Raw genomic sequence first — 19040 nt, 5'->3', positions numbered from 1 at the left:
ACGCACGATTTCGTCCGGACGCTCAGGCGTTCGGCGACGGCTCGCTGGCCACGGTCAGCAGCTGCGACCGTCGGACGCGCTCGCGATGCGCGGTGTAGAGGCCTGAGGCGACGATGAAGCCGGCGCCGAGAATGGTCCAACGGTCGGGCACTTCGCCGAAGATCATGAAGCCGAGGATGCTGACCCACAGCAGCTGCGTGTAGGAGAACGGCGCGAGCACCGAGGCATCGCCATAGCGGAACGCCAGCACCACGATCCACTGTCCGACGGTGGACGCAACGCCGATCAGGATGCCGAACATGATGTCGTGCCAGCTCGGCGTGACCCAGACGAACGGCACCAGCGCGCTGACGATGGCGACGCCGACGATCGACGAATAGGTCATCACGGTGATCGGGCGCTCGCTGCCGCTCATCATGCGCGTCAGGATCAACGTGGCCGCCCACGCCAGCGCCGAGACGATCGGAAAGATCGCGGCGGGATGGAAGGCACTGGTGCCCGGCCGCAGGATGATGAACACGCCGGCGAGGCCGACCGCGGTCGCGATCCAGCGTCGCATGCCGACCCTCTCACCGAGGAAAGCGATCGACAGCGCGGTGACGAACAGCGGCGAGACGAAGCTGGTGGCGGAGGCTTCGGCGATCGGCAGGAAGCCGAGCCCCGTGATGAAGATCAGCGAGGAGCCGAGCAGCGCGGCGCCGCGCAGCACGTGCAGGCCGGGACGGCTGCTGCGCAGCGCGAACAGCGGCGAGCCTGGCAGCATCGCCGGCGTCATGATCATCGCAAACACCAGGAAGCGGATCCAGGCGATCTCGATCGAGGGCAGCGTGGAGGAGAGATATTTTGCCGTGACGTCGGAGGTGCCCAGGAACACGGTCGACAGCAGGATCAGCGCGATGCCCTTGAACGGCCGGTCGGTGCGGGCGGGCGCCTTGCTTGTCGCTGCGGGCGCGGTCTTTGCGGGCAATGAAAGGGGAACGCTGTCCAGCCTGGCGGCCACGGCTGCGGGGGGCGGTGTCACGGCAATCTCGAAGGCAAAATAAGGGGAATCTGCTGCTCGTACAAAACGCCAATTCCGCGGCGAGAACAATGCCCGAAAACGGGACTCCGATATGCACCAGCGCGCGCGACCGCCCGCCGCAGCCTGTGTGCGGCCGCGACTGCAACAGTTTGTTAAGAACTGTGTGGAGCGGAGCAGCGTGAATCCCGCGAATTGCGAGGCCAAGCCACGAAACTTTCCAGTTCAGAGCATCGGCAGCGAGCGTGGCTTCGGCCCGCGCGGGAACGCGGCATCGAGCGCGGCGAGTTCATCGCCGCTCAGCTTCAGAGTTCCCGCCACCGCATTCTCCGCCGCGTGTTCCGCGTTCGATGCCTTCGGAATCGCGAGCACCGACGGCAGCCGCGTGAGGAAGCTGAGCGCCACCTGGCGCGGCGTTGCCTTGTGCGCCTGCGCGATCGATTGCAGCGCCGCGCCGGCCCTGCTCGACGGCGAGGGAAAATCATTGTGACCGAACGGCGAGTAGGCGACGACGGCGACGCCGTGCTGCTCGCACCAGGTAATCACGGCGTGCTCGATGGCGCGCTCCTGCAGATGGTAGAGCACCTGGTTGCACGCGATCTTGCCTTCACCCGCGACATCGAGCAGTTCGTCGAGATCCTCGGTGTCGAAATTGCTGACGCCCCAGGACCGGATCTTGCCCGCGGCGATCAATTCGTCGAACGCCGCGACCGTCTCGGCAAGCGGAGTGGTTCCGCGCCAGTGCAGCAGATAGCAATCGAGGCGATCGGTCTTCAGCCGCTTCAGCGAGCGCTCGCAGGCGGTGATGGTGCCGCGCCGCGAGGCGTTGCTCGGCAAGACCTTCGAGACCAGGAACAGCTCGTCGCGCCGGCCTGACATCGCATCCGCGATCACAAGCTCGGCGTCGCCGTACATCTCGGCGGTGTCGATATGCGTCATGCCGGCATCGATGCCGCGCTTCAGCGCAGCGACGGCCGCCTTGCGATCACCGCGATCGAGATACCAGGTGCCCTGCCCGATCACCGAGACCTGCGGGCCGTTGTCGCCGAATTTTTTTGTCTGCACGATCGCCTCGTTCTGCGTAGTTCCCTTGTGGCTCCGCGCAGGACGATAAAGCATACCGACGACCATGTCTCCACATCGTCATCCCGGCGATATCTCCACATCGTCGTCCCGGCGAAGGCCGGGACCCATACTCCGCAGCAGTCGTCGTTGGCGGGACTCGCCATTCCACCCGTTGTGCAACAACAGATATTCGTGGTTATGGGTCCCGGCCTTCGCCGGGACGACAGCTGTATTGTGACGCGCGCTCTCGCGTCTCTCGACGCGCATCAAACGTTGAGGTTCATCCACACCGCCTTAGGCTCGGTAAAATTGTCGAGCGCGGCGGTGCCGTGCTCGCGGCCAAGGCCGGAGTCGCGCTCGCCGCCCCACGGCAACCGCACATCGGTGTAGCCATAGGTGTTGATCCACACCGTGCCGGCGCGGGCCTTTTTGGCGAAGCGCTGCACGCGGCCCATATCCGCGCTCCAGACGCCGGCAGCGAGGCTGTAGGCGGTGCCGTTGGCGATGCGCAGCGCATCGGCCTCGTCCTTGAACTTGATCACGCTGACGACGGGGCCAAAGATCTCCTCCTGCGAGATACGCATCTCGTGCGCGACGTTGGCGAACACCGCGGGACTGATGAAATAGCCGCGGTCACCGACCCGCGCGCCGCCGGTGGCCAGCAGCGCGCCCTCATGTTTGCCGATCTCGACATAATCGAGGATCGAGCGCATCTGCTTCTCGGAGATGACGGGCCCGAGCGCGGTGGCGCGATCGGCCGGATCGCCGATCCGCAACGCCTCGGCGCGGGCGACCAGACGCTCGACCACCTCGTCATAGGCATTCTCCTGCACCAGCACGCGCGAGCCGGCCGAGCAGACCTGCCCGGCATTGAAGAAGATGCCGGCAGCCGCGGCCTTGGCAGCGGCTTCGAGATTGGCATCGTCGAAGATCACATTGGCGGACTTGCCGCCGAGCTCGAGCGAGACCCGTTTGAAGTTGCCGGCGGCGCCCTTCATGATGCCGCGGCCGACGCCGGGCGAGCCGGTGAACGTCACCTTGTCGACATCGGGATGATTGACCAGCGCGTCGCCGACGACGCGACCGGGCCCGGTCACGATGTTGAGCACGCCCTTCGGCAAACCGGCCTCGAGCGCGAGCTCGCCGATGCGCAGCGCCGACAACGAGGTCAGCTCGGCCGGCTTCATCACCACCGTGCAGCCGCAGGCGAGCGCCGGCGCGAGCTTCCACATGCCGATCATCAGCGGGAAATTCCACGGCACGATCGCGGCGACCACGCCGACCGGCTCGCGCACCGTATAGGTCAACGCGTCGTCGCGCGCCGAGACCACATCGCCGCTGATCTTGTCGGCCCAGCCGGCGTAATAGGTCAGCGTGTCGATGGCGGCCGGAAAATCCTGGCGCAGCACACCCGCAATCGGCTTGCCGGCATCGAGGCTTTCGAGCGCGACAATCTCGTCGGCATGCTGCTTCAGCAGTTCAGCCCATCGGAGCAGAATGTGACCACGTTCGGCCGCGCGCATGGTGCGCCACGGCCCCTCGAAGGCGCGGCGGGCAGCCGCCACGGCACGGTCGACATCGGCCTCATTGCCTTCGGCGACGGCAGCGATCACCTGCTCGGTGGCGGGATTGAGCGACTTGAAGGTATTTCCGGACAACGAACGGACGCGGGCGCCGTCGATCAGCAGCAATTCGTCCCTGATGGTCGGGGCGCGGCGGGCGTCACGCTCATAGTCATATGCAACGGACATCATATTTCCTCCTGGTGTTGTCACTCAACCTAGGAGGCTTTGATCAGCAGTAAATATGATATCTTGTGCCTATTGGCATGCCAAGATATGAAGTCTATTTCATAAGTGGTAACCACGATGCTGCAGATCGAGATCGAGACCGTCTGGCGCTTTCGGAAAGAGGACAGCCCGCAGACCGCGGTCGTGATGCTCGGCATCCTCAACGAGATCAGGAAGACCGGAAAGATCACCAGCGCCGCCAGTGACGCGCAGCTGTCGTATCGTCATGTCTGGAACCTGATCGAGCAATGGACCGAGTTCTTCGGCGTTCCGCTGGTTGAGACCCATCGCGGCAAGGGCTCGAAGCTGACGCCATTCGGCGAGAAGCTGGTGTGGGCCGGCGAGCGCATGCAGGCGCGGCTCGGGCTGCAGCTCGAGAACCTCGCGCAGGAACTGGTCACCGAGATCAAGCCGTTTCTCGAGCAGCGACCGTCGGTGATCCGGGTCCATGCCAGCCACGGCTTTGCGGTGTCCAAGCTGCGCGAATTCCTTGACCGCGCGGGCGGCGTCGGCGTCGATCTGCGCTATGTCAGCAACCAGAACTCGCTGGTCTCGCTGGCGCAGGGCGCCTGCGATCTCTCCGGCGTGCACCTGCCGCGCGGCGAATTGCGGGCGCAGGGCATCAAGGCCTGCCGCGAATGGCTCGACCCGCGCGAGGACCGCGTCATCAATTTCGTGACGCGCGAGATGGGCCTGATGGTCAAGCGCGGCAACCCGCTGAAGATCACGACGCTGAAGGACCTGGTCGAGCGCAAGGCCCGTTTCGTCAACCGCGACCACGATTCCGGCACGCGGCTGCTGTTCGATCAATTGCTGGCGCTGCACAAGATCCCGGAAGGGCGGATCAACGGCGCCCAGCACATGGAATTCACCCATGCGGCGGTCGCCGCCTATGTCGCGAGCGGCATGGCGGATGCGAGCTTCGGCGTCGAGGCCGCGGCGCGGCAGTTCGGGCTCGATTTCATCCGCCTGCTCACGGAAGATTATTTCTTCGTCTGCAAGCGCGCCTTCCTCGAGACCGAGCCGATGCAGCGCGTGCTCGACATCATGAAGAGCAGCGAGTTCCACAAGGCGGTGGGCGCCCTTCCCGGTTATGTCGCCTCCAACACCGGCGCCGTCAGCGGGGTGAAGGAGTTTCTCGAGAAGCTGCATTCCGACCGCTGATCAGGCAGACCCCGGCAACGGCCGACCTGATGGCCGTCGATCCTTCGGGCCTGCGCCAGGTGCGATGACGATGGTCGACAGTCAGGAAGATATCTAGCCGAGCCCGCTGATGTCGGCGACCAGCACCGAGCCAGTCACCGATTCCGTGATGTAGAGGCGGTCGCGGTCGGCGCCGCCGATGGCGACATTGGTGCAGCTCGGCCCGGCGCAGGACTTGATCCGCGCGATACACTCGCCGTTCGGCGCAAACACGAAGACATGGCCGAGCGAGGCGTGCGCGACGAACAGCCGACCGGCGGCGTCCATCGTCATGCCGTCGGGCCCGCTCGGGCCGAACAGCGAGCAGAAGCGGCCGACCTTGGAGACGCTGCCGTCCTTCATGAACGGCGCGCGCCAGACCGCATTGTCGCGCGTCATGGCGACGAACAGCACCGCCTCGTGCGGATCGAGCACCAGGCCGTTCGGGCTGATGCCGGTGTCGATCAGACAGTCGAGCGCTCCGTTCACCCGCAGCCGATAGACGCGGCCGGTCGGATCGTGCAGCCCGGTCTGGCCCTGATCGGTAAAATAGATGTCACCGTTCGATGCGATGTGCAGGTCGTTGCAGCCGCGGAACGATTCCGAATTGCGCGAGCGCAGCAGGGGCGTGACCTCGCCCGACCTGGCGTCGAGTTCCATCAACCCGTGCCGATAGTCGGCGATCAGGATGCGGCCCATCGCATCGATCTTCAGCCCGTTCGGCCAGCCGTCATACTCGGCAACCTGCGACCACGACTTGTCCGGCGCGATCCTGAAGATGCGGCCGAACGGAATGTCGACGATGTAGAGATTGCCGTCGGCATCGAACGACGGTCCCTCGATGAAGCAGTCGGTCACCGCGCCCGGGCGGTTGGCGTCAGCCCATTCGCTCGCCATCCCGCGGCGGAATTCCGCCGGCACGGCGGAGAAGATTTCAGTCGCGATCAGTTTCGGCGGCGTTTCCAGGAACATCATTGTTGGTTCACCCGTTGGCGGAACGGGGCGAACCATAGAGAAGATTGCTGGCGCCGTCGAATACCCCAAAGCCCACCACGTCATTGCGAGCGAAGCGAAGCAATCCATCCTCCATGCGTGGCAAGATGGATTGCTTCGTCACTTCGTTCCTCGCAATGACGGTTGGACAGCCGTCCTGTGCTTACGACGTTTTCCTATTCAGCCGGCTGCGCCGGGCCATAGGCTTCCGAGATCATGTAGCCGGACAGCGTGCCGTACGCCGCGGTCCACGCGGCGGCGACGTCAGGTGTCCAGGCTTCGCCGAGCCCCTTCTCCAGCGTCCACAACAACGCGCCGCCGACCACCGGATAATGCTCGGGCTTGGCGCCGTAGCTGACATGCCGCTTGGCCAGCGCACTCGCGGCCGGCAGGATCGTGTCGAGATTGCTCAGCCCATTCACGACGACGGCAAGCGTCGTCATCAATTTCTTGCGCTGCTCCTTCATGTCGACCGGAAACATCGCCTTCACGGCGGGCGCGACTTCGAACAAGCGGTCGTAGAAAATGACCGCGGCCTGCTCCGAGATCGGCGCGACCTTGCCAAAGCTGTCCTGAACCAGCTTGATTTGGGCCGGATTCATCTCAATTCTCCTCGGTCATGAAATGAGTTCTGAAACGATTTTTCAAAACGCGAGCATTGGTAACCGAAGCCGGCGTTCCGGTTCAAAGCGGAAACGCTTGCCGTCGACGTGATCATCACGCCGCCTCGACGAAGCTGTGGCGCTCATAGAGGAATTCGAGCACGTGCTGCCGGCACTTCAGATAGCCCTGGTTGGTCGCGAGCTCGAGCCGCTTGCGCGGCCGCGCCAACGGCACCTCGAGCACCTCGCCGATCCGCGCGCTCGGGCCGTTGGTCATCATCACGATGCGGTCCGACAGCAGCACGGCCTCGTCGACGTCGTGGGTGATCATCAGGATGGTGTTGCCGAGCTTCTGGTGCAGCGCCATCACCGAATCCTGCAGATGCGCGCGGGTCAGCGCGTCGAGCGCGCCGAACGGCTCGTCCAGCAGCAGCACTTTCGGCTCCATCGCGAGCGCACGCGCGATGCCGACGCGCTGCTTCATGCCGCCCGAGATCTCGCTCGGCCGCTTGTCCTTGGCATGCGCCATTTGCACGAGGCTGAGATTGTGCATCACCCAGGCGTCGCGCTCGGCCTTGCTCTTGGTCCTTGCAAACACCTTGTCGACGCCGAGCTTGACGTTCTCGTAGACGGTGAGCCACGGCAGCAGGCTGTGGTTCTGGAACACCACGGCCCGATCCGGTCCCGGCGAATTGACCTCGCGGTTCTCCAGCAGCACGCCGCCATTGGTGGCGCCGGTGAGGCCGGCGACGATGTTGAGCAGGGTCGACTTGCCGCAACCGGAATGGCCGATGATCGAGACGTATTCACCCTTCTCGATCGTCAGGTTGATATCCTTCAGCACCTCCGTGGTGGCATTGCCGCGGGTGAAGGTCTTGTCGATGTGATCGAGCTTCAGATAGGCCTTCATGACTTCCTCCTCAGTTCGCCGCCGTGCCGCGGGTCACCACTTTGCCGAGGCCCGCAATGAGCCGGTCGAGCACGAAGCCGATGATGCCGACATAGAACAGCGCCAGGATGATTTCGCTGATGTGCGAGGAATTCCACGCATCCCAGATGAAGAAGCCGATGCCGACGCCGCCGATCAGCATTTCCGCGGCGACGATCGCGAGCCAGGACAGGCCGATGCCGATGCGCAGGCCGGTGAACATGTAGGGCGCGGCCGCCGGGATCATGATCTTGGTGAAGAACTCCAGCGGATTGAGCTGCACGACGGCCGCGACGTTGCGGTAGTCCTGCGGGATGTTGCGGATGCCGACCGCGGTGTTGATGATGATCGGCCACACCGAGGTGATGAAGATCACGAAGATCGCCGAGGGCTGGCCGTCGCGGAATGCGGCCAGCGACAGCGGCAGCCAGGCGAGCGGCGGGATGGTGCGCAGCACCTGGAACAGCGGATCGAGCCCGCGCATCGCCCAGACCGACTGTCCGACCAGCGTGCCGAGCGCGATGCCCGCGATGGCCGCGAGCGAATAGCCGTAGGCGACGCGCTGCAGGCTGGCGGAGAGATGCCAGAACAGGCCCTTGTCGATGCCGCCATTATCAAAGAACGGATCGAGGATCAGCTCCTTGGTATCTTTGAACACTTTCGACGGCGGCGGCAGGCTGGAGCCGGCGCGCCGGCAGATCAGCTCCCACACCACCAGCAGCAGCGCGACCACGATCAGCGGCGGCACCACGCGCGCCGCGGTCTCCTTCGCCATCCTGGCGTAGGTCTCGGCGCGCGGCGCGCGCTTCGGCGTCATGGTCACGACCGGCGCCGCGGCAGCGGCCGGCGGGATCGCGACCGCCGACACTTCGGTCTTCATGGCAGGCATCGACATTGAACGAAAATCTCCATGGTCAAAAAAAGGAGAGCCGCACTGCTCGCGCGGCTCGCTCAAATCAGACGTCAACACGCTTGATGGACAACGACTTCAGATAGGCCGCGGGATCGGCGGGATCGAACACCTTGCCGTCGAAGAAGGTCTCCTTGCCGCGCGAGGTCGAGGCCGGAATGTCGGACACGCCAAGCTCCTTGGCGGCCTCCTTCCAGAGATCCTCGCGGTTCACCTTGGCGATCAGCGCCTTGGTGTCGAAGCCTGCCTCGTACTTGCCCCAACGGATGTCTTCCGTGAGGAACCAGAGGTCGTGGCTCTGATAGGGATAGGAAGCGTTGTCGCTCCAGAACCGCATCTGCTGCGGCGAATTCTCGACCACGCGGCCGGTGCCGTAGTCGAACTTGCCCTTCATGCGGTCGGTGATGTCCTCGACCGGGCAGTTGATCCACTGCCGCTTAGCGCAGATCGCCGCGGTCTCCTCGCGGTTCTCCGCCTTCTCGCACCACTGCTGGGCTTCCATGACAGCCATCAGCAGCGCCTTCGCGGCCTTCGGATTCTTGTCGACCCAGGCGGCGCGCAGGCCGAACGATTTCTCCGGATGCTTGTCCCAGAGCTCGCCGGTCGTGATCGCGGTATAGCCGATCTCCTGATGTATCAGTTGCAGATTCCACGGCTCGCAGACGCAGAAGCAGTCCATCGTGCCGACCTTCATGTTGGCCACCATCTGCGGCGGCGGCACCACGATGGTCTCGATGTCCTTGTCGGGATCGATGCCGCCAGCGGCGAGCCAGTAGCGGATCCACAGATCATGCGTGCCGCCCGGGAAAGTCATCGCGGCCTTCACCGCCTTGCCGGAGGCCTTCTTCTTCTCCAGCGCCGCCTTGAACGGCGCGGTGTCGATGCCGACCTTGAGATCGGCATATTCCTTGGCGACCGAGATGCACTGGCCGTTCAAATTGAGCCGCGCCATGATGTACATCGGCGTCGGCTGATTGTTCTGCGTTACCTTGCCGGCCGAGATCAGATACGGCATCGGGGTCAGGATATGCGCGCCGTCGATGCCGTTGCCCTCGGAGCCGAGCACGAGGTTGTCGCGCGTGGTGCCCCACGAGGCCTGTTTCTGCACCTCGACATCGGGCATGCCGTATTTGGCGAAGATGCCCTTCTCCTTGGCGACGAACAACGGCGAGGCATCGGTCAGCGCAATGAAGCCGAGCTTGGCAGCCTTCACTTCCGGACCGGCGCCCTGCGCGAATGCACCTGCGGGAAAGTTGAGCTTGGCCGCGGCGAGCAGCGCGGCGGCGCCGCTGCTTGCCTTGAGTAGCTGACGGCGGCTGAGGCCGCGGCTTGGCGGCTTGTCGGTGGGCTTGGTCATCGGTCGTCCTTTGCGTCGTTGCGTTGCGGTGTTGCGTCAGTGCGTCGAGCGCCGCCCTTCGGATGGCGACGCGCGCAGGGCGCAAAAAGGCGTGCACCGGGAAGGCCCCGGTCTGGCGGCGTCAGAAATCCGATGGGGTAGCCTCGAGGGACGGCTTCAATGGCGTCGGCTAATGATTATTCAAGCCTTGTGCCAACCTACCGCAGCGCGAAAATGGATTTCGCTGCAAAGCCTTGCGCAACATGTCGCAGCGCGCGCGAGTTTTCCGCGCGCTGCCAAAACTTGCGATTCGCCCAATCTTTGTGCGGCGCACAAGAGTTGAGCAGAAACGTTCAGAAACCGATCAGGCGTCCTCGGTGACCTTGGTGCCGAGCGGCGCGGGCGCCATTCCGCCGCCGGGCTTCACACGGAATTCGTAGGTCATCAGGCTCCACGGCCCATCCGATCGCTGGCCATCGGGCATGACAGGATCGGTGCGGCGCTCGACCTTGGCGATCAATTCATCCTTCACGCCGAACACGACGTCGGAATCGATGTACTTGTCGCCCTCGACGAAGACATGCGTGATCAGAGGCTCGTAGCCCTTGGCGTTGACCAGGAAGTGCACATGCGCCGGCCGCATCGGGTGACGGTTGGTCTGCGTGATCATCTGCCCGACCGGGCCGTCGGTCGGGATCGGATAGCTGCACGGCACGATGGTGCGGAAGAAGAAGCGGCCGTCGGCATCGGTGATGAAGCGCGCCCGCGACGACGGACCTTCGGTGGCATAGCTCGGCTTCTGCGAGTCATAGAATCCGTCATCGTCCGCGTGCCAGATATCGACCGGCACATTGGCCAGCGGCTTGCCGTCAAGGTCGGTGACGCGGCTCTGCACGAACATGCGCTCGCCCGGCAGGCTTGCCGAGATGTCGGTGCCGTGCGGCGTCACCTTGTGCTCGCCGACATAGAACGGGCCGAGCACGGTGGTCTCGGTCGCGCCGTCGCGATCGCGATGGTTGACCGCATCGACCAGCATCGACACGCCGAGCACGTCGGACAGCAGGATGAACTCCTGGCGGATGTCGGTGCACTTCTGCCCGGTACGGGTCAGGAAGCCGATCGCCTGGTCCCATTCCTCGAAGGTGAGATCGGTCCTGCGCACATAATCGTGCAGCGACTTCACCAATTCCTGCAGCAGGAACTTGGCCCGCGGATCGGGTGTCTGGTCGAAGCTGCGGATGACGGCGGCGGTGAGCTCGGTTTCGTTGAACTGGGTCATCTCGGCGTTTCCCTTGACGGATACCTTGGCAGATACTTTGGGCCCCTTCGGGGGCGCGATTGCAGGGGCGACGGTACACCACCAGCTCAATGCCGGTAAGCGGCAGCGGATTGGTGCAGCAGACACTTTTCGGCTATCAAGGCTGCCTTGCAAGCCGGAGAAACGCCTGATGCTAGCCCCCACGCCTGCCTCGCCCGAATCCGCGGGAATGTCGACCACTGCCCTCAACCGCCTCGAAGCGCATCTGAAGAGCCGCTACATCGATGCCGGCCGTTTTCCTGGCACGCAGGTCCTGATCTATCGCCGCGGCAAGATCGTGCATTCCAAGGTCCAGGGCTTTGCCGATCTCGAGCGCAAGGCGCCGGTCAAGGACGACACCATCTTCCGCATCTATTCGATGACCAAGCCGATCACATCAGTCGCCTTCATGATGCTGGTCGAGGAAGGCAAGGTCGCGCTCGATGAGCCGGTCGCGAAATATATTCCGGAATGGAAGAACCTCGGCGTATTCGTCGCCGGCACCGCGCCCGCCTTCCTGACCCGCCCACCGACGCGGCCGATGCAGATCGTCGACCTCTTGCGCCACACTTCGGGCCTCACTTACGGCTTCCAGCAGCGCTCCAATGTCGACGCGGCCTATCGCGAGAAGAAGATCGGCGAGGTCATCAAGGCCGGCACGCTCGACGGCATGATCGAGGATCTGGCGAAGATCCCGCTGGAATTTTCGCCGGGCGAAGCCTGGAACTACTCGGTCTCGACCGACGTGCTCGGCTATCTCGTCGGCAAGATCTCAGGTGTGCCGTTCGAGCAATTCCTGAAGGAGCGTATCTTCAAGCCGCTCGGCATGAACGACACGGATTTCTTCGTACCGGCCGACAAGGCGCATCGGTTTGCCGCCTGCTATTCCGCCGATCCGCAGGGCGGCTTCAACCCGCTCGCCGCCGAGCGCAAGGGCACGCTGACGCTGCAGGACGATCCGACCACCAGCTCGTTCCTGGCGCCGCCTTCGCTGATCTCGGGCGGCGGCGGACTGTGCTCGACCGCGGCCGACTACCTGACCTTCTGCCGGGCGCTGCTCAATGGCGGCGAGCTCGGCGGCGTCAGGCTGCTCGGCCCGAAGACGCTGAAGCTGATGACCTCGAACCATCTGCCCGGCGGCGTAGATCTGCCGGCGATGTCGCGCTCGATGTTCGCCGAAGCCGCCTATAACGGCATCGGCTTCGGCCTCGGCTTCGCCGTCACCATGCACCCGGCGCAGACGCTGATCGCCGGCAGCCCGGGCGAATTCAACTGGGGCGGCGCCGCGACGACGTCGTTCTTCATCGACCCGGCCGAGGAGCTGATCACGATTTTCATGACCCAGGTGCTGCCGTCGAGCGCCTATCCGTTGCGGCGCGAGCTGCGCACCATGGTCTACGCCGCGATCACCGAGAGCAATCTCTGACATGACGTCATTCCGCGGCGCACACTCCTCGTTCGAGCATGATCCTTTCGGAAAACCGCTTCACACTTTTCCGGATCATGCTTTGGGCGCCGCGGAACCTTTCTGATATAAAACTATTTCCTTTGGCGAATTTTTCCCGCCTCCCCTAAGCTCGCAGCGAATGGGCACCGACCCGGGGACTTCGTGCCGAAACTGACATTGCCAGTCCGTCTCGCGCTTCTGGTCGCGGGAACGATGTTGCCGCTGATCATTTTCGCGGTCGGGATCGCCTTCCACAATTATCAGCGGGATCGCCAGGCCGCCACGCAGCGCGTGCTGGAGACGGCGCGCAGCATCCGCCTGCTGCTCGATGCGGAAATGCAGCGCATGACCGGCGGGCTGCAAGTGCTGGCCCTGACCAACTCGCTGCGCAACAGCGACTTCGACAATTTCCGCCGCGTCGCGATCGGCTTCATCGACCAGTACGGCAAGGATGGCGTGGTGCTGGTGGCGGACCGCGCCGGTCGCCAGGTATTCTCCTCGCTGACGCCGGACACTGCGAGCCTGCCGCCGCGCAACAATCTCGAGATCCTCGAGAAGGTGTTCGCGACGCGGCAGCCGCAATACTCCAACCTGTTCTTCGGCGCGGTGAAGCAGCGGCTGATCATCACCGTCGAGGTACCGGTGATGCGCGACGGCGAGGTGCTCTACGACATCTCCTTCAGCCCGCCGATCGAGGTGTTCCAGGCCATCATCGAGAAGCAACGCCTCAACCAGGACTGGACCATCTCGATCTTCGACAGCGACGGCGTCAACCTCGCGCGGGTGCCAAATCCGCAGGCGACCATCGGCCAGCGCGCCTCGCCATCGTTGTTTGCCGAGATGTTCCGCCGCGGCGAGGCGACGCTGCCGACCGTCTCGCTGGAGGGCGTGGCGCTGATCACCGGTTTCACCCGGTCGCGCGTCACCGGCTGGACCGTCGCCGCGGGGATCGCGGAGAACTCGCTGGTGGCGCCCCTGTGGCGCTCGCTGGCGATCACCAGCGTGATCGGCGGCGTCCTGCTGCTGGTCGGGCTCGGCTTTGCGGTGCGGATGGCAACCACGATCGCGCGCGGCGAGATGCTGCACGACCTGCTGATCGAAGAGCTCAACCACCGCGTCAAGAACACACTGGCGATCCTGCAATCGATCGCCACGCAGACCTTCCGCAGCGCAAGCCGCGCCGAGCGCGACAAGTTCGAGGGGCGGCTCGGCGCGCTGGCCGAGGCGCACAATCTGCTCTCCACCGACAAATGGCAGGGCTCCGACTTCCAGGACGTCGTCAGCCGCGTGCTGCGGCCCTACCTCTTGAACACGTCCGCGCGGGTCAGGATGTTCGGCCCCCGCGTGCCGCTGTCGCCCCGGCTTGCCTTGGTGCTGTCGATGATCCTGCACGAGATGGCGACCAACGCCGCCAAATATGGCGCACTGTCCAACGACACCGGCACGGTGACGCTGGATTGGGAAATCCTCAACGAGAGCCCCGGACCGAAGCTACGGATGATCTGGACCGAAACCGGCGGCCCACAGGTCACCGCGCCGGTCCAGCGCGGCTTCGGCTCCCGGCTGATCGAGCGCAGTGCCCGCGACCAGCTCGGCGGCGAGGCCACCGTGGATTTCCTGCCCCACGGCGTCGTCTACACCGTGACCAGCACCCTCGAAATCGACGGCTGACCCGGCAGGAGTGGCCGATCCTGCGACATCTTGGCACGCAAGTTGCTAAGATTGGCGGGTTCGGCCGGCCAGAAACAGGGGGAAGTCATGTCGACCATCGCAGCGGAAGCGACAGTTGCGCGCAAGCCGCTTTACACATCGCTGTTCGTGCAGGTGCTTGTCGCGCTGCTGCTCGGCATCCTCATCGGCATGGCCGCGCCCGATTTCGCGATCGGGTTGAAGATATTCAGCGATGCCTTCCTGAAGCTGATCTCGATGATCGTGGCGCCGATCGTGTTCTGCGTCGTCGTGCACGGCATCGCGGGTGCCGGCGACCTCAAGAAGGTCGGCCGGGTCGGCGTCAAGGCACTGGTCTATTTCGAGACGATGACGACGGTCGCGCTCGTGGTCGGACTGCTGCTCGCCTATCTGTTCGGCCCCGGCCACGGCATGAACATCGATACCTCGACGCTGGATGCCAAGGCCCTCGGCAACTATGCCAGCAACGCGCAGAAGCTGAAGGGCGAAGGCATCGGCAGCTTCCTGCTCAACATCATCCCGACCACCTCGTTCGACGCACTGTCGCGCAACGACGTGCTGCAGGTGTTGTTCTTCGCCATCATCTTCGGCGTCAGCCTGGCACTGGTCGGCGGCGAGAAGGGCGAGAAAATCTCCTCCTTCATCGACGCGGTCTCGACCGTGCTGTTCCGCGCCATGGGCCTGATCGTGCGCTTCGCTCCGATCGGCGTGCTCGGCGCCGTCGCCTATACGGTCGGCAAATACGGCGTCGGTTCGCTGAAGCAGCTGCTGTCGCTGGTCGCGCTGTTCTACGTGTCGGTCGCGATCTTCGTGCTCGGCGTGCTTGGCGCCGTGATGGCGCTCGCCGGCATCAACATCCTCAAGTTCCTCGGCTACCTGCGCGAGGAGCTGATGATCGTGGTCGCCACGGCATCGTCCGACGCGGTGCTGCCGCAGGTGATGCGCAAGCTGGAGCGTTTCGGCGTCAAGGATTCGGTGGTCGGCCTCGTGATCCCGACCGGCTATTCCTTCAACCTCGATGCCTTCTCGATCTACCTGACGCTCGCGGTCGTGTTCATCGCGCAGGCGACCAACACGCCGCTGTCGTTCGGCGACCTGATGCTGGTGCTCGGCGTGTCGCTGATCACCTCGAAGGGTGCGCATGGCGTGCCCGGCTCGGCGATCGTCATCCTGGCGGCGACGCTCAACGCCGTGCCGAGCATCCCGGCGATTGGCCTCGTGCTGGTGCTCTCGATCGACTGGTTCATCGGCATGGCGCGCGCAGTCGGCAATTTGATCGGCAACTGCGTGGCCACCGTCGTGGTCGCGGCATGGGAAGGTGACCTCGACCGCGACAAGGCCCGTCGCGTGCTCGAAGGCGCCGAGGCGGTTGACGTGACTGCGGGCTGAGCCGCGCGTCCCAAGCCGAGCGGCGTCCCGCGCGTGGCGCGGGGCGCTGACTTACTTGATCAGCCTCAAATACGGCGGAAGTTGCCGGCCCGTCGATTGTTCCAGCACGGGCTCATCCGAAGCGATCATGTCACAGAGGGCCTTCAGCTCGGAATCCGTCACCTTGTGGAGCTCCATCCGAAGCTCGAGGATGGCGAGGGACAACAGCCGTGCCGTCTCCGTGTTCGCCCGGTCGGTCAGGAACGCCTGACATTCCTCCAGCGTTGCAAGCAGCGCCAGCAACCGTTCTTCCGTGTTTGCGACCGGCATATCTTCAACTCCCGAAGCCGCGAGGTAGAGTCGAGGCATTCCCCTCTTTCGCTTCATTGGCCCCTCCCGCCAGAGTTCGCCGGCTTGTCGTAGGCACACATTTGTTCCAGATGATTGAGAACTTTTGGGCAATTGTCCAGCAACATTCCGAAAGCCTGACTTGGACTTACGTCAAACTCTTGCAAATCGGATGATTCAGTCAAGCACCCGCCAGCCACCTCTCGACCTCAGGCTGCACTAGCTGGGGTTGCATCCGTGCAACGACGCCCGTACAATATAGTGGCCCGTAGAACTACGGGCGCTGTGCATTGACGCCTATTATGCATGTGCGCAAAATCTGTGTCGATCAAACTCGCGCTAGTTGTGGTTTGGTCAATATTTTGCCAAATGTAGAGGGCGGGGTGTCGACAGACACCTTGGCGCGGTCGACTTCAGGTAGTCGACCGAGTTGGTACTAGGGTGTTTCCAATGCGCTTTTGCGGTTGGATACCATCCCGCGATCTTCCTGGATTTCGTGGTTCCGACGAACTGGCGATCCACTCGAGCTTAACGCGGTACATCATGAACGTGTCCCTGACCCAGCCGGGCCAGGGATTCTCGATTTGAAGGACGGGTCACAAGAATGAACAGATCAGCAGCAAAGAAGATGAAGCAGCGCAGTGCCGGCAAGCCGGACATTGAGTTGGGCAAGCGGATTCGCCTGCGCCGTGTCGAGCAAAAGATCTCGCAGGCCGAACTCGGCGACAAGCTTGGCGTCAGCTTCCAGCAGGTTCAAAAGTACGAGAAGGGCGTCAACCGTGTCGGCGCTGCCCGCCTTCAGCAGATCGCGACGGCGCTGGATGTGCCGGTCACCTTCTTCTACGACGGCGACAATAAGGCCCGCGAAGTCGAGAGCCTGCTGTTCCTCGACAGCGCGTTCAGCCTCCGGTTGCTGCGCGCCTACAGCAAGATCAAGGATCAGACGGTGCAACGTCAGCTGGTGTCGCTGATGGAATCGATCGCCGCCAACGAAGACTGAGCGCAGATCGGGTCGCGTCACCGCGAACGCGATCCCACCACACCGCAACGGCCGGTCACCGGCCGCTGCGGCTGCACACGCCGGTCGGGCCAGGAAGACGTCGAAGCGCTGCCATCGCCGATGGCGGCGCTTTTTCTTGAGGCGCTTCTGTCTTTCAAGATTTTGTGATCCAGGCGGATAGCTTCAATACCCGCCGGATGCACGGTCATGAAGCGGCGACGAGCATCGCGCCATGATCTCACCGCTCCACGTGAGCATGATCTTCGCGCAGGTAGCCGCGCATGCGCGTCGCTCTTTTCAGCTCGCGCTTCGACTGCCCATCTCGCGCAGCGCATGCGCGCGCAATGCGTCGCTATTCTGTCGCGCGGCCAATTGTCGCCCGCACATCAGGCGACCTCATAACTCCCGCATTTCCTCAGTTGAACCGGCGCCGCCAGAACCAAGTGCACGAGCCTGTCTTTTTTGTCGCAGCAACGAAGTGGCCCGCATGGACGTTCTCAGGCTTCAACCAAGGAGATCTCGATGAATATCAAGCTTGCCGTTATTGGACTCGCCGCGCTTGGAAGCGCAGCGTTGATGTCCGGCGCGGCATCCGCGATGCCCAACGGGCTTCCGCAAGCCGGTCACATCGCGGGCGAAACGTCCAATGTCGACAAGGTGCGTCAGGTCTGCGATCGCTGGGGCCGCTGCTATTGGCGACCGGGCGCATACGGCTACTACGGACCGCGCCATCACGGATGGCATCATCGTCCGCAATTCCACCATCGCCCGCATCATTACGGGCACCGCCCTCATCACGGCGGACATCAGGGTGGCCATCACGGCGGCGGACACCACGGCGGACACCATCGCTAATCATCAGCGAGGGGGCTTCGGCCCCCTCACCCTTCCGCGCTAGAGCGCTGCCAGCACCGCCTTCGCGACATCGGTCGTGCCGTTGCTGCCGCCGAACTCAAACGGCTTGATGCCGTCGGCGTAGACCTTGTCGACCGCGCGCTCGATCCGCTCGCCGGCCTCGGCGGCGCTTTCGAGTCCATGCTTGTCGGCGAGCCAGTCCAGCATCATCGCGGCCGACAGGATCATCGCGGTCGGATTGGCCTTGCCCTGCCCCATGATGTCGGGCGCCGTGCCATGACACGGCTGAAACACCGCGTAGCGGTCGCCGATGTCGGCTGACGGCGCCATGCCCATGCCGCCGATCAGACCGGCGGTGAGATCGGACAGGATGTCGCCGAACATGTTCTCGGTCACCATGACGTCGAAGTCCCACGGACGCTTCACCAGCGCAGCCGCGGCCGCATCGATGTAGAGGTGGTCGGCCCTGACGTCGGGATGACACTTCGCAGTCTCATCGAAGATGTTCCGGAAGAATGCGAACGCCTTGAACACGTTCGCCTTGTCGACGCAGGTCAGCCCGCCATTGACCTTGCCGCGCGCCTTGCGGCGTTCGGCGAGCCGGAACGAGAACTCGAACAGCCGCTCAGAGGTGTGGCGCGTGATCACCATCGTCTCGCGCGCCTCGCTGTCGGTGACGACGCCCTTGCCCATCGAGGCGAACAGGCCCTCGGTCGATTCCCTGATCACGACGAGGTCGATGCCCTTCTGGTCGGCGCCGACGATCGTGCTCGATACACCGGGGATCAACCGCGCGGGCCGCACGCCGGCATAGAGATCGAAGATCATGCGCAACTCGATCTGCGGCGCGATCTCGGTGTTGTCGGGGTAGCGCACCGACGGCAGGCCGCAGGCTCCGAGCAGGATCGCGTCGGCCTCCTCGCACAGCCGGATCGTGCTCTCCGGCATCGACTTGCCGGTTTCCTTGTAATGGCCCGCGCCGGCCGGCGCCTCGGTGAAGCGAAATTTGAGACCGGCCGACGCCTCGATCTTGCGCAGCACGTCGAGCGCCGGCGCCATCACTTCGGGGCCGATGCCGTCGCCACCGAGGACGGCGATGTGAAGTGCGTTGTTGGCGGACATGAGAATCTCCGGAGCTCAACAGTCATTCCGGGGCGATGCGAAGCATCGAACCCGGAATCTCGAGATTCCGGGTTCACGCTTCGCGTGCCC

At 63.9% G+C, this 19040-nt stretch carries 17 protein-coding genes; 6 read left to right on the top strand and 11 right to left on the bottom strand.

Annotated elements, in window-relative coordinates; genetic code table 11:
- Nucleotides 1-22 precede the first annotated feature (22 nt).
- From ACVIHF_RS06420 to ACVIHF_RS06410, 3 genes are all read right to left on the bottom strand, one after another.
- Nucleotides 23-967 (bottom strand): DMT family transporter, encoded by a 945-nt coding sequence (locus tag ACVIHF_RS06420; protein ID WP_253590479.1) that lies wholly within the window; start codon nucleotides 965-967, stop codon nucleotides 23-25.
- Nucleotides 968-1243: 276 nt separating this feature from the next.
- The gene (locus tag ACVIHF_RS06415; RefSeq protein ID WP_253609699.1) at nucleotides 1244-2083 is read right to left on the bottom strand and encodes an aldo/keto reductase; all 840 of its coding nucleotides are present in this window, start codon (nucleotides 2081-2083) and stop codon (nucleotides 1244-1246) included.
- A 266-nt stretch (nucleotides 2084-2349) separates the two neighbouring features.
- Complete coding sequence (locus ACVIHF_RS06410) at nucleotides 2350-3834, bottom strand: aldehyde dehydrogenase family protein (protein ID WP_253610071.1); 1485 nt, start codon at nucleotides 3832-3834, stop codon at nucleotides 2350-2352.
- A 117-nt stretch (nucleotides 3835-3951) separates the two neighbouring features.
- Between ACVIHF_RS06410 and ACVIHF_RS06405 the strand changes: the two genes are divergently transcribed.
- Nucleotides 3952-5037 carry a substrate-binding domain-containing protein gene (locus ACVIHF_RS06405; protein ID WP_225163543.1) on the top strand — a complete coding sequence of 362 codons (1086 nt, stop codon included), beginning with the start codon at nucleotides 3952-3954 and terminating at the stop codon, nucleotides 5035-5037.
- A 93-nt stretch (nucleotides 5038-5130) separates the two neighbouring features.
- On the opposite strand, the gene ACVIHF_RS06400 is transcribed toward ACVIHF_RS06405, so the two are convergent.
- From ACVIHF_RS06400 to ACVIHF_RS06375, 6 genes are all read right to left on the bottom strand, one after another.
- Complete coding sequence (locus tag ACVIHF_RS06400) at nucleotides 5131-6030, bottom strand: SMP-30/gluconolactonase/LRE family protein (RefSeq protein WP_253609700.1); 900 nt, start codon at nucleotides 6028-6030, stop codon at nucleotides 5131-5133.
- 194 nt (nucleotides 6031-6224) lie between these two features.
- On the bottom strand, nucleotides 6225-6650 hold the full coding sequence (locus tag ACVIHF_RS06395) for a globin family protein (RefSeq protein WP_076827212.1): 426 nt from the start codon (nucleotides 6648-6650) through the stop codon (nucleotides 6225-6227).
- Between the two features lie 115 nt (nucleotides 6651-6765).
- Entirely contained in the window at nucleotides 6766-7560 is a 795-nt protein-coding gene (locus tag ACVIHF_RS06390; protein WP_253609701.1) for an ABC transporter ATP-binding protein, read from the bottom strand.
- 10 nt (nucleotides 7561-7570) lie between these two features.
- Nucleotides 7571-8473, bottom strand: a complete 903-nt coding sequence (gene ntrB / locus ACVIHF_RS06385) for a nitrate ABC transporter permease (protein ID WP_076827017.1) — start codon at nucleotides 8471-8473, stop codon at nucleotides 7571-7573.
- A gap of 61 nt (nucleotides 8474-8534) precedes the next feature.
- Nucleotides 8535-9845: a CmpA/NrtA family ABC transporter substrate-binding protein gene (locus tag ACVIHF_RS06380; RefSeq protein WP_253609702.1), complete on the bottom strand. Its 1311-nt coding sequence runs from the start codon at nucleotides 9843-9845 to the stop codon at nucleotides 8535-8537.
- Nucleotides 9846-10188: 343 nt separating this feature from the next.
- Nucleotides 10189-11103, bottom strand: a complete 915-nt coding sequence (locus ACVIHF_RS06375; protein ID WP_253609703.1) for an intradiol ring-cleavage dioxygenase — start codon at nucleotides 11101-11103, stop codon at nucleotides 10189-10191.
- A 169-nt stretch (nucleotides 11104-11272) separates the two neighbouring features.
- Here ACVIHF_RS06375 and ACVIHF_RS06370 point away from each other — a divergent pair, with 169 nt between their 5' ends.
- The 3 genes from ACVIHF_RS06370 (at nucleotide 11273) to ACVIHF_RS06360 (ending at nucleotide 15646) form a co-directional block, all read left to right on the top strand.
- Nucleotides 11273-12547 (top strand): serine hydrolase domain-containing protein, encoded by a 1275-nt coding sequence (locus ACVIHF_RS06370; protein ID WP_253609704.1) that lies wholly within the window; start codon nucleotides 11273-11275, stop codon nucleotides 12545-12547.
- 234 nt (nucleotides 12548-12781) lie between these two features.
- The gene (locus ACVIHF_RS06365; protein ID WP_253610072.1) at nucleotides 12782-14239 is read left to right on the top strand and encodes a sensor histidine kinase; all 1458 of its coding nucleotides are present in this window, start codon (nucleotides 12782-12784) and stop codon (nucleotides 14237-14239) included.
- An 87-nt stretch (nucleotides 14240-14326) separates the two neighbouring features.
- Nucleotides 14327-15646, top strand: coding sequence for a dicarboxylate/amino acid:cation symporter (locus ACVIHF_RS06360; protein ID WP_253609705.1), 1320 nt, complete (start codon nucleotides 14327-14329; stop codon nucleotides 15644-15646).
- 51 nt (nucleotides 15647-15697) lie between these two features.
- Here ACVIHF_RS06360 and ACVIHF_RS06355 read toward each other — a convergent pair whose 3' ends face one another.
- Entirely contained in the window at nucleotides 15698-16012 is a 315-nt protein-coding gene (locus ACVIHF_RS06355) for a hypothetical protein (protein WP_253609706.1), read from the bottom strand.
- 565 nt (nucleotides 16013-16577) lie between these two features.
- Here ACVIHF_RS06355 and ACVIHF_RS06350 point away from each other — a divergent pair.
- Together ACVIHF_RS06350 and ACVIHF_RS06345 are read left to right on the top strand one after the other, a co-directional pair.
- Nucleotides 16578-16973 carry a helix-turn-helix domain-containing protein gene (locus ACVIHF_RS06350; RefSeq protein ID WP_016844123.1) on the top strand — a complete coding sequence of 132 codons (396 nt, stop codon included), beginning with the start codon at nucleotides 16578-16580 and terminating at the stop codon, nucleotides 16971-16973.
- 522 nt (nucleotides 16974-17495) lie between these two features.
- Nucleotides 17496-17828 (top strand): hypothetical protein, encoded by a 333-nt coding sequence (locus tag ACVIHF_RS06345; RefSeq protein ID WP_253609707.1) that lies wholly within the window; start codon nucleotides 17496-17498, stop codon nucleotides 17826-17828.
- 39 nt (nucleotides 17829-17867) lie between these two features.
- Here the strand turns inward: ACVIHF_RS06345 and ACVIHF_RS06340 are convergent, their stop codons facing one another.
- Nucleotides 17868-18950, bottom strand: coding sequence for an isocitrate/isopropylmalate dehydrogenase family protein (locus tag ACVIHF_RS06340; protein ID WP_253609708.1), 1083 nt, complete (start codon nucleotides 18948-18950; stop codon nucleotides 17868-17870).
- Between the last annotated feature and the right edge of the window lie 90 nt (nucleotides 18951-19040).

The sequence above is a fragment of the Bradyrhizobium sp. USDA 4506 genome (assembly GCF_054058795.1).
The sequence above is the reverse complement of the archived record's forward strand: the minus strand, read 5'-3'. Positions and strand labels throughout refer to the sequence as shown.

Excerpts from the sequence above, each read along its gene's own strand:
- ACVIHF_RS06355 (WP_253609706.1), bottom strand. The coding sequence starts at position 16,012 with ATGAAGCGAAAGAGGGGAATGCCTCGACTCTACCTCGCGGCTTCGGGA.
- ntrB (WP_076827017.1), bottom strand. The coding sequence starts at position 8,473 with ATGTCGATGCCTGCCATGAAGACCGAAGTGTCGGCGGTCGCGATCCCG.
- ACVIHF_RS06360 (WP_253609705.1), top strand. The coding sequence starts at position 14,327 with ATGTCGACCATCGCAGCGGAAGCGACAGTTGCGCGCAAGCCGCTTTAC.
- ACVIHF_RS06375 (WP_253609703.1), bottom strand. The coding sequence starts at position 11,103 with ATGACCCAGTTCAACGAAACCGAGCTCACCGCCGCCGTCATCCGCAGC.
- ACVIHF_RS06380 (WP_253609702.1), bottom strand. The coding sequence starts at position 9,845 with ATGACCAAGCCCACCGACAAGCCGCCAAGCCGCGGCCTCAGCCGCCGT.
- ACVIHF_RS06370 (WP_253609704.1), top strand. The coding sequence starts at position 11,273 with ATGCTAGCCCCCACGCCTGCCTCGCCCGAATCCGCGGGAATGTCGACC.
- ACVIHF_RS06395 (WP_076827212.1), bottom strand. The coding sequence starts at position 6,650 with ATGAATCCGGCCCAAATCAAGCTGGTTCAGGACAGCTTTGGCAAGGTC.
- ACVIHF_RS06340 (WP_253609708.1), bottom strand. The coding sequence starts at position 18,950 with ATGTCCGCCAACAACGCACTTCACATCGCCGTCCTCGGTGGCGACGGC.
- ACVIHF_RS06345 (WP_253609707.1), top strand. The coding sequence starts at position 17,496 with ATGAATATCAAGCTTGCCGTTATTGGACTCGCCGCGCTTGGAAGCGCA.
- ACVIHF_RS06405 (WP_225163543.1), top strand. The coding sequence starts at position 3,952 with ATGCTGCAGATCGAGATCGAGACCGTCTGGCGCTTTCGGAAAGAGGAC.
- ACVIHF_RS06400 (WP_253609700.1), bottom strand. The coding sequence starts at position 6,030 with ATGATGTTCCTGGAAACGCCGCCGAAACTGATCGCGACTGAAATCTTC.
- ACVIHF_RS06390 (WP_253609701.1), bottom strand. The coding sequence starts at position 7,560 with ATGAAGGCCTATCTGAAGCTCGATCACATCGACAAGACCTTCACCCGC.
- ACVIHF_RS06410 (WP_253610071.1), bottom strand. The coding sequence starts at position 3,834 with ATGTCCGTTGCATATGACTATGAGCGTGACGCCCGCCGCGCCCCGACC.
- ACVIHF_RS06365 (WP_253610072.1), top strand. The coding sequence starts at position 12,782 with ATGTTGCCGCTGATCATTTTCGCGGTCGGGATCGCCTTCCACAATTAT.
- ACVIHF_RS06350 (WP_016844123.1), top strand. The coding sequence starts at position 16,578 with ATGAACAGATCAGCAGCAAAGAAGATGAAGCAGCGCAGTGCCGGCAAG.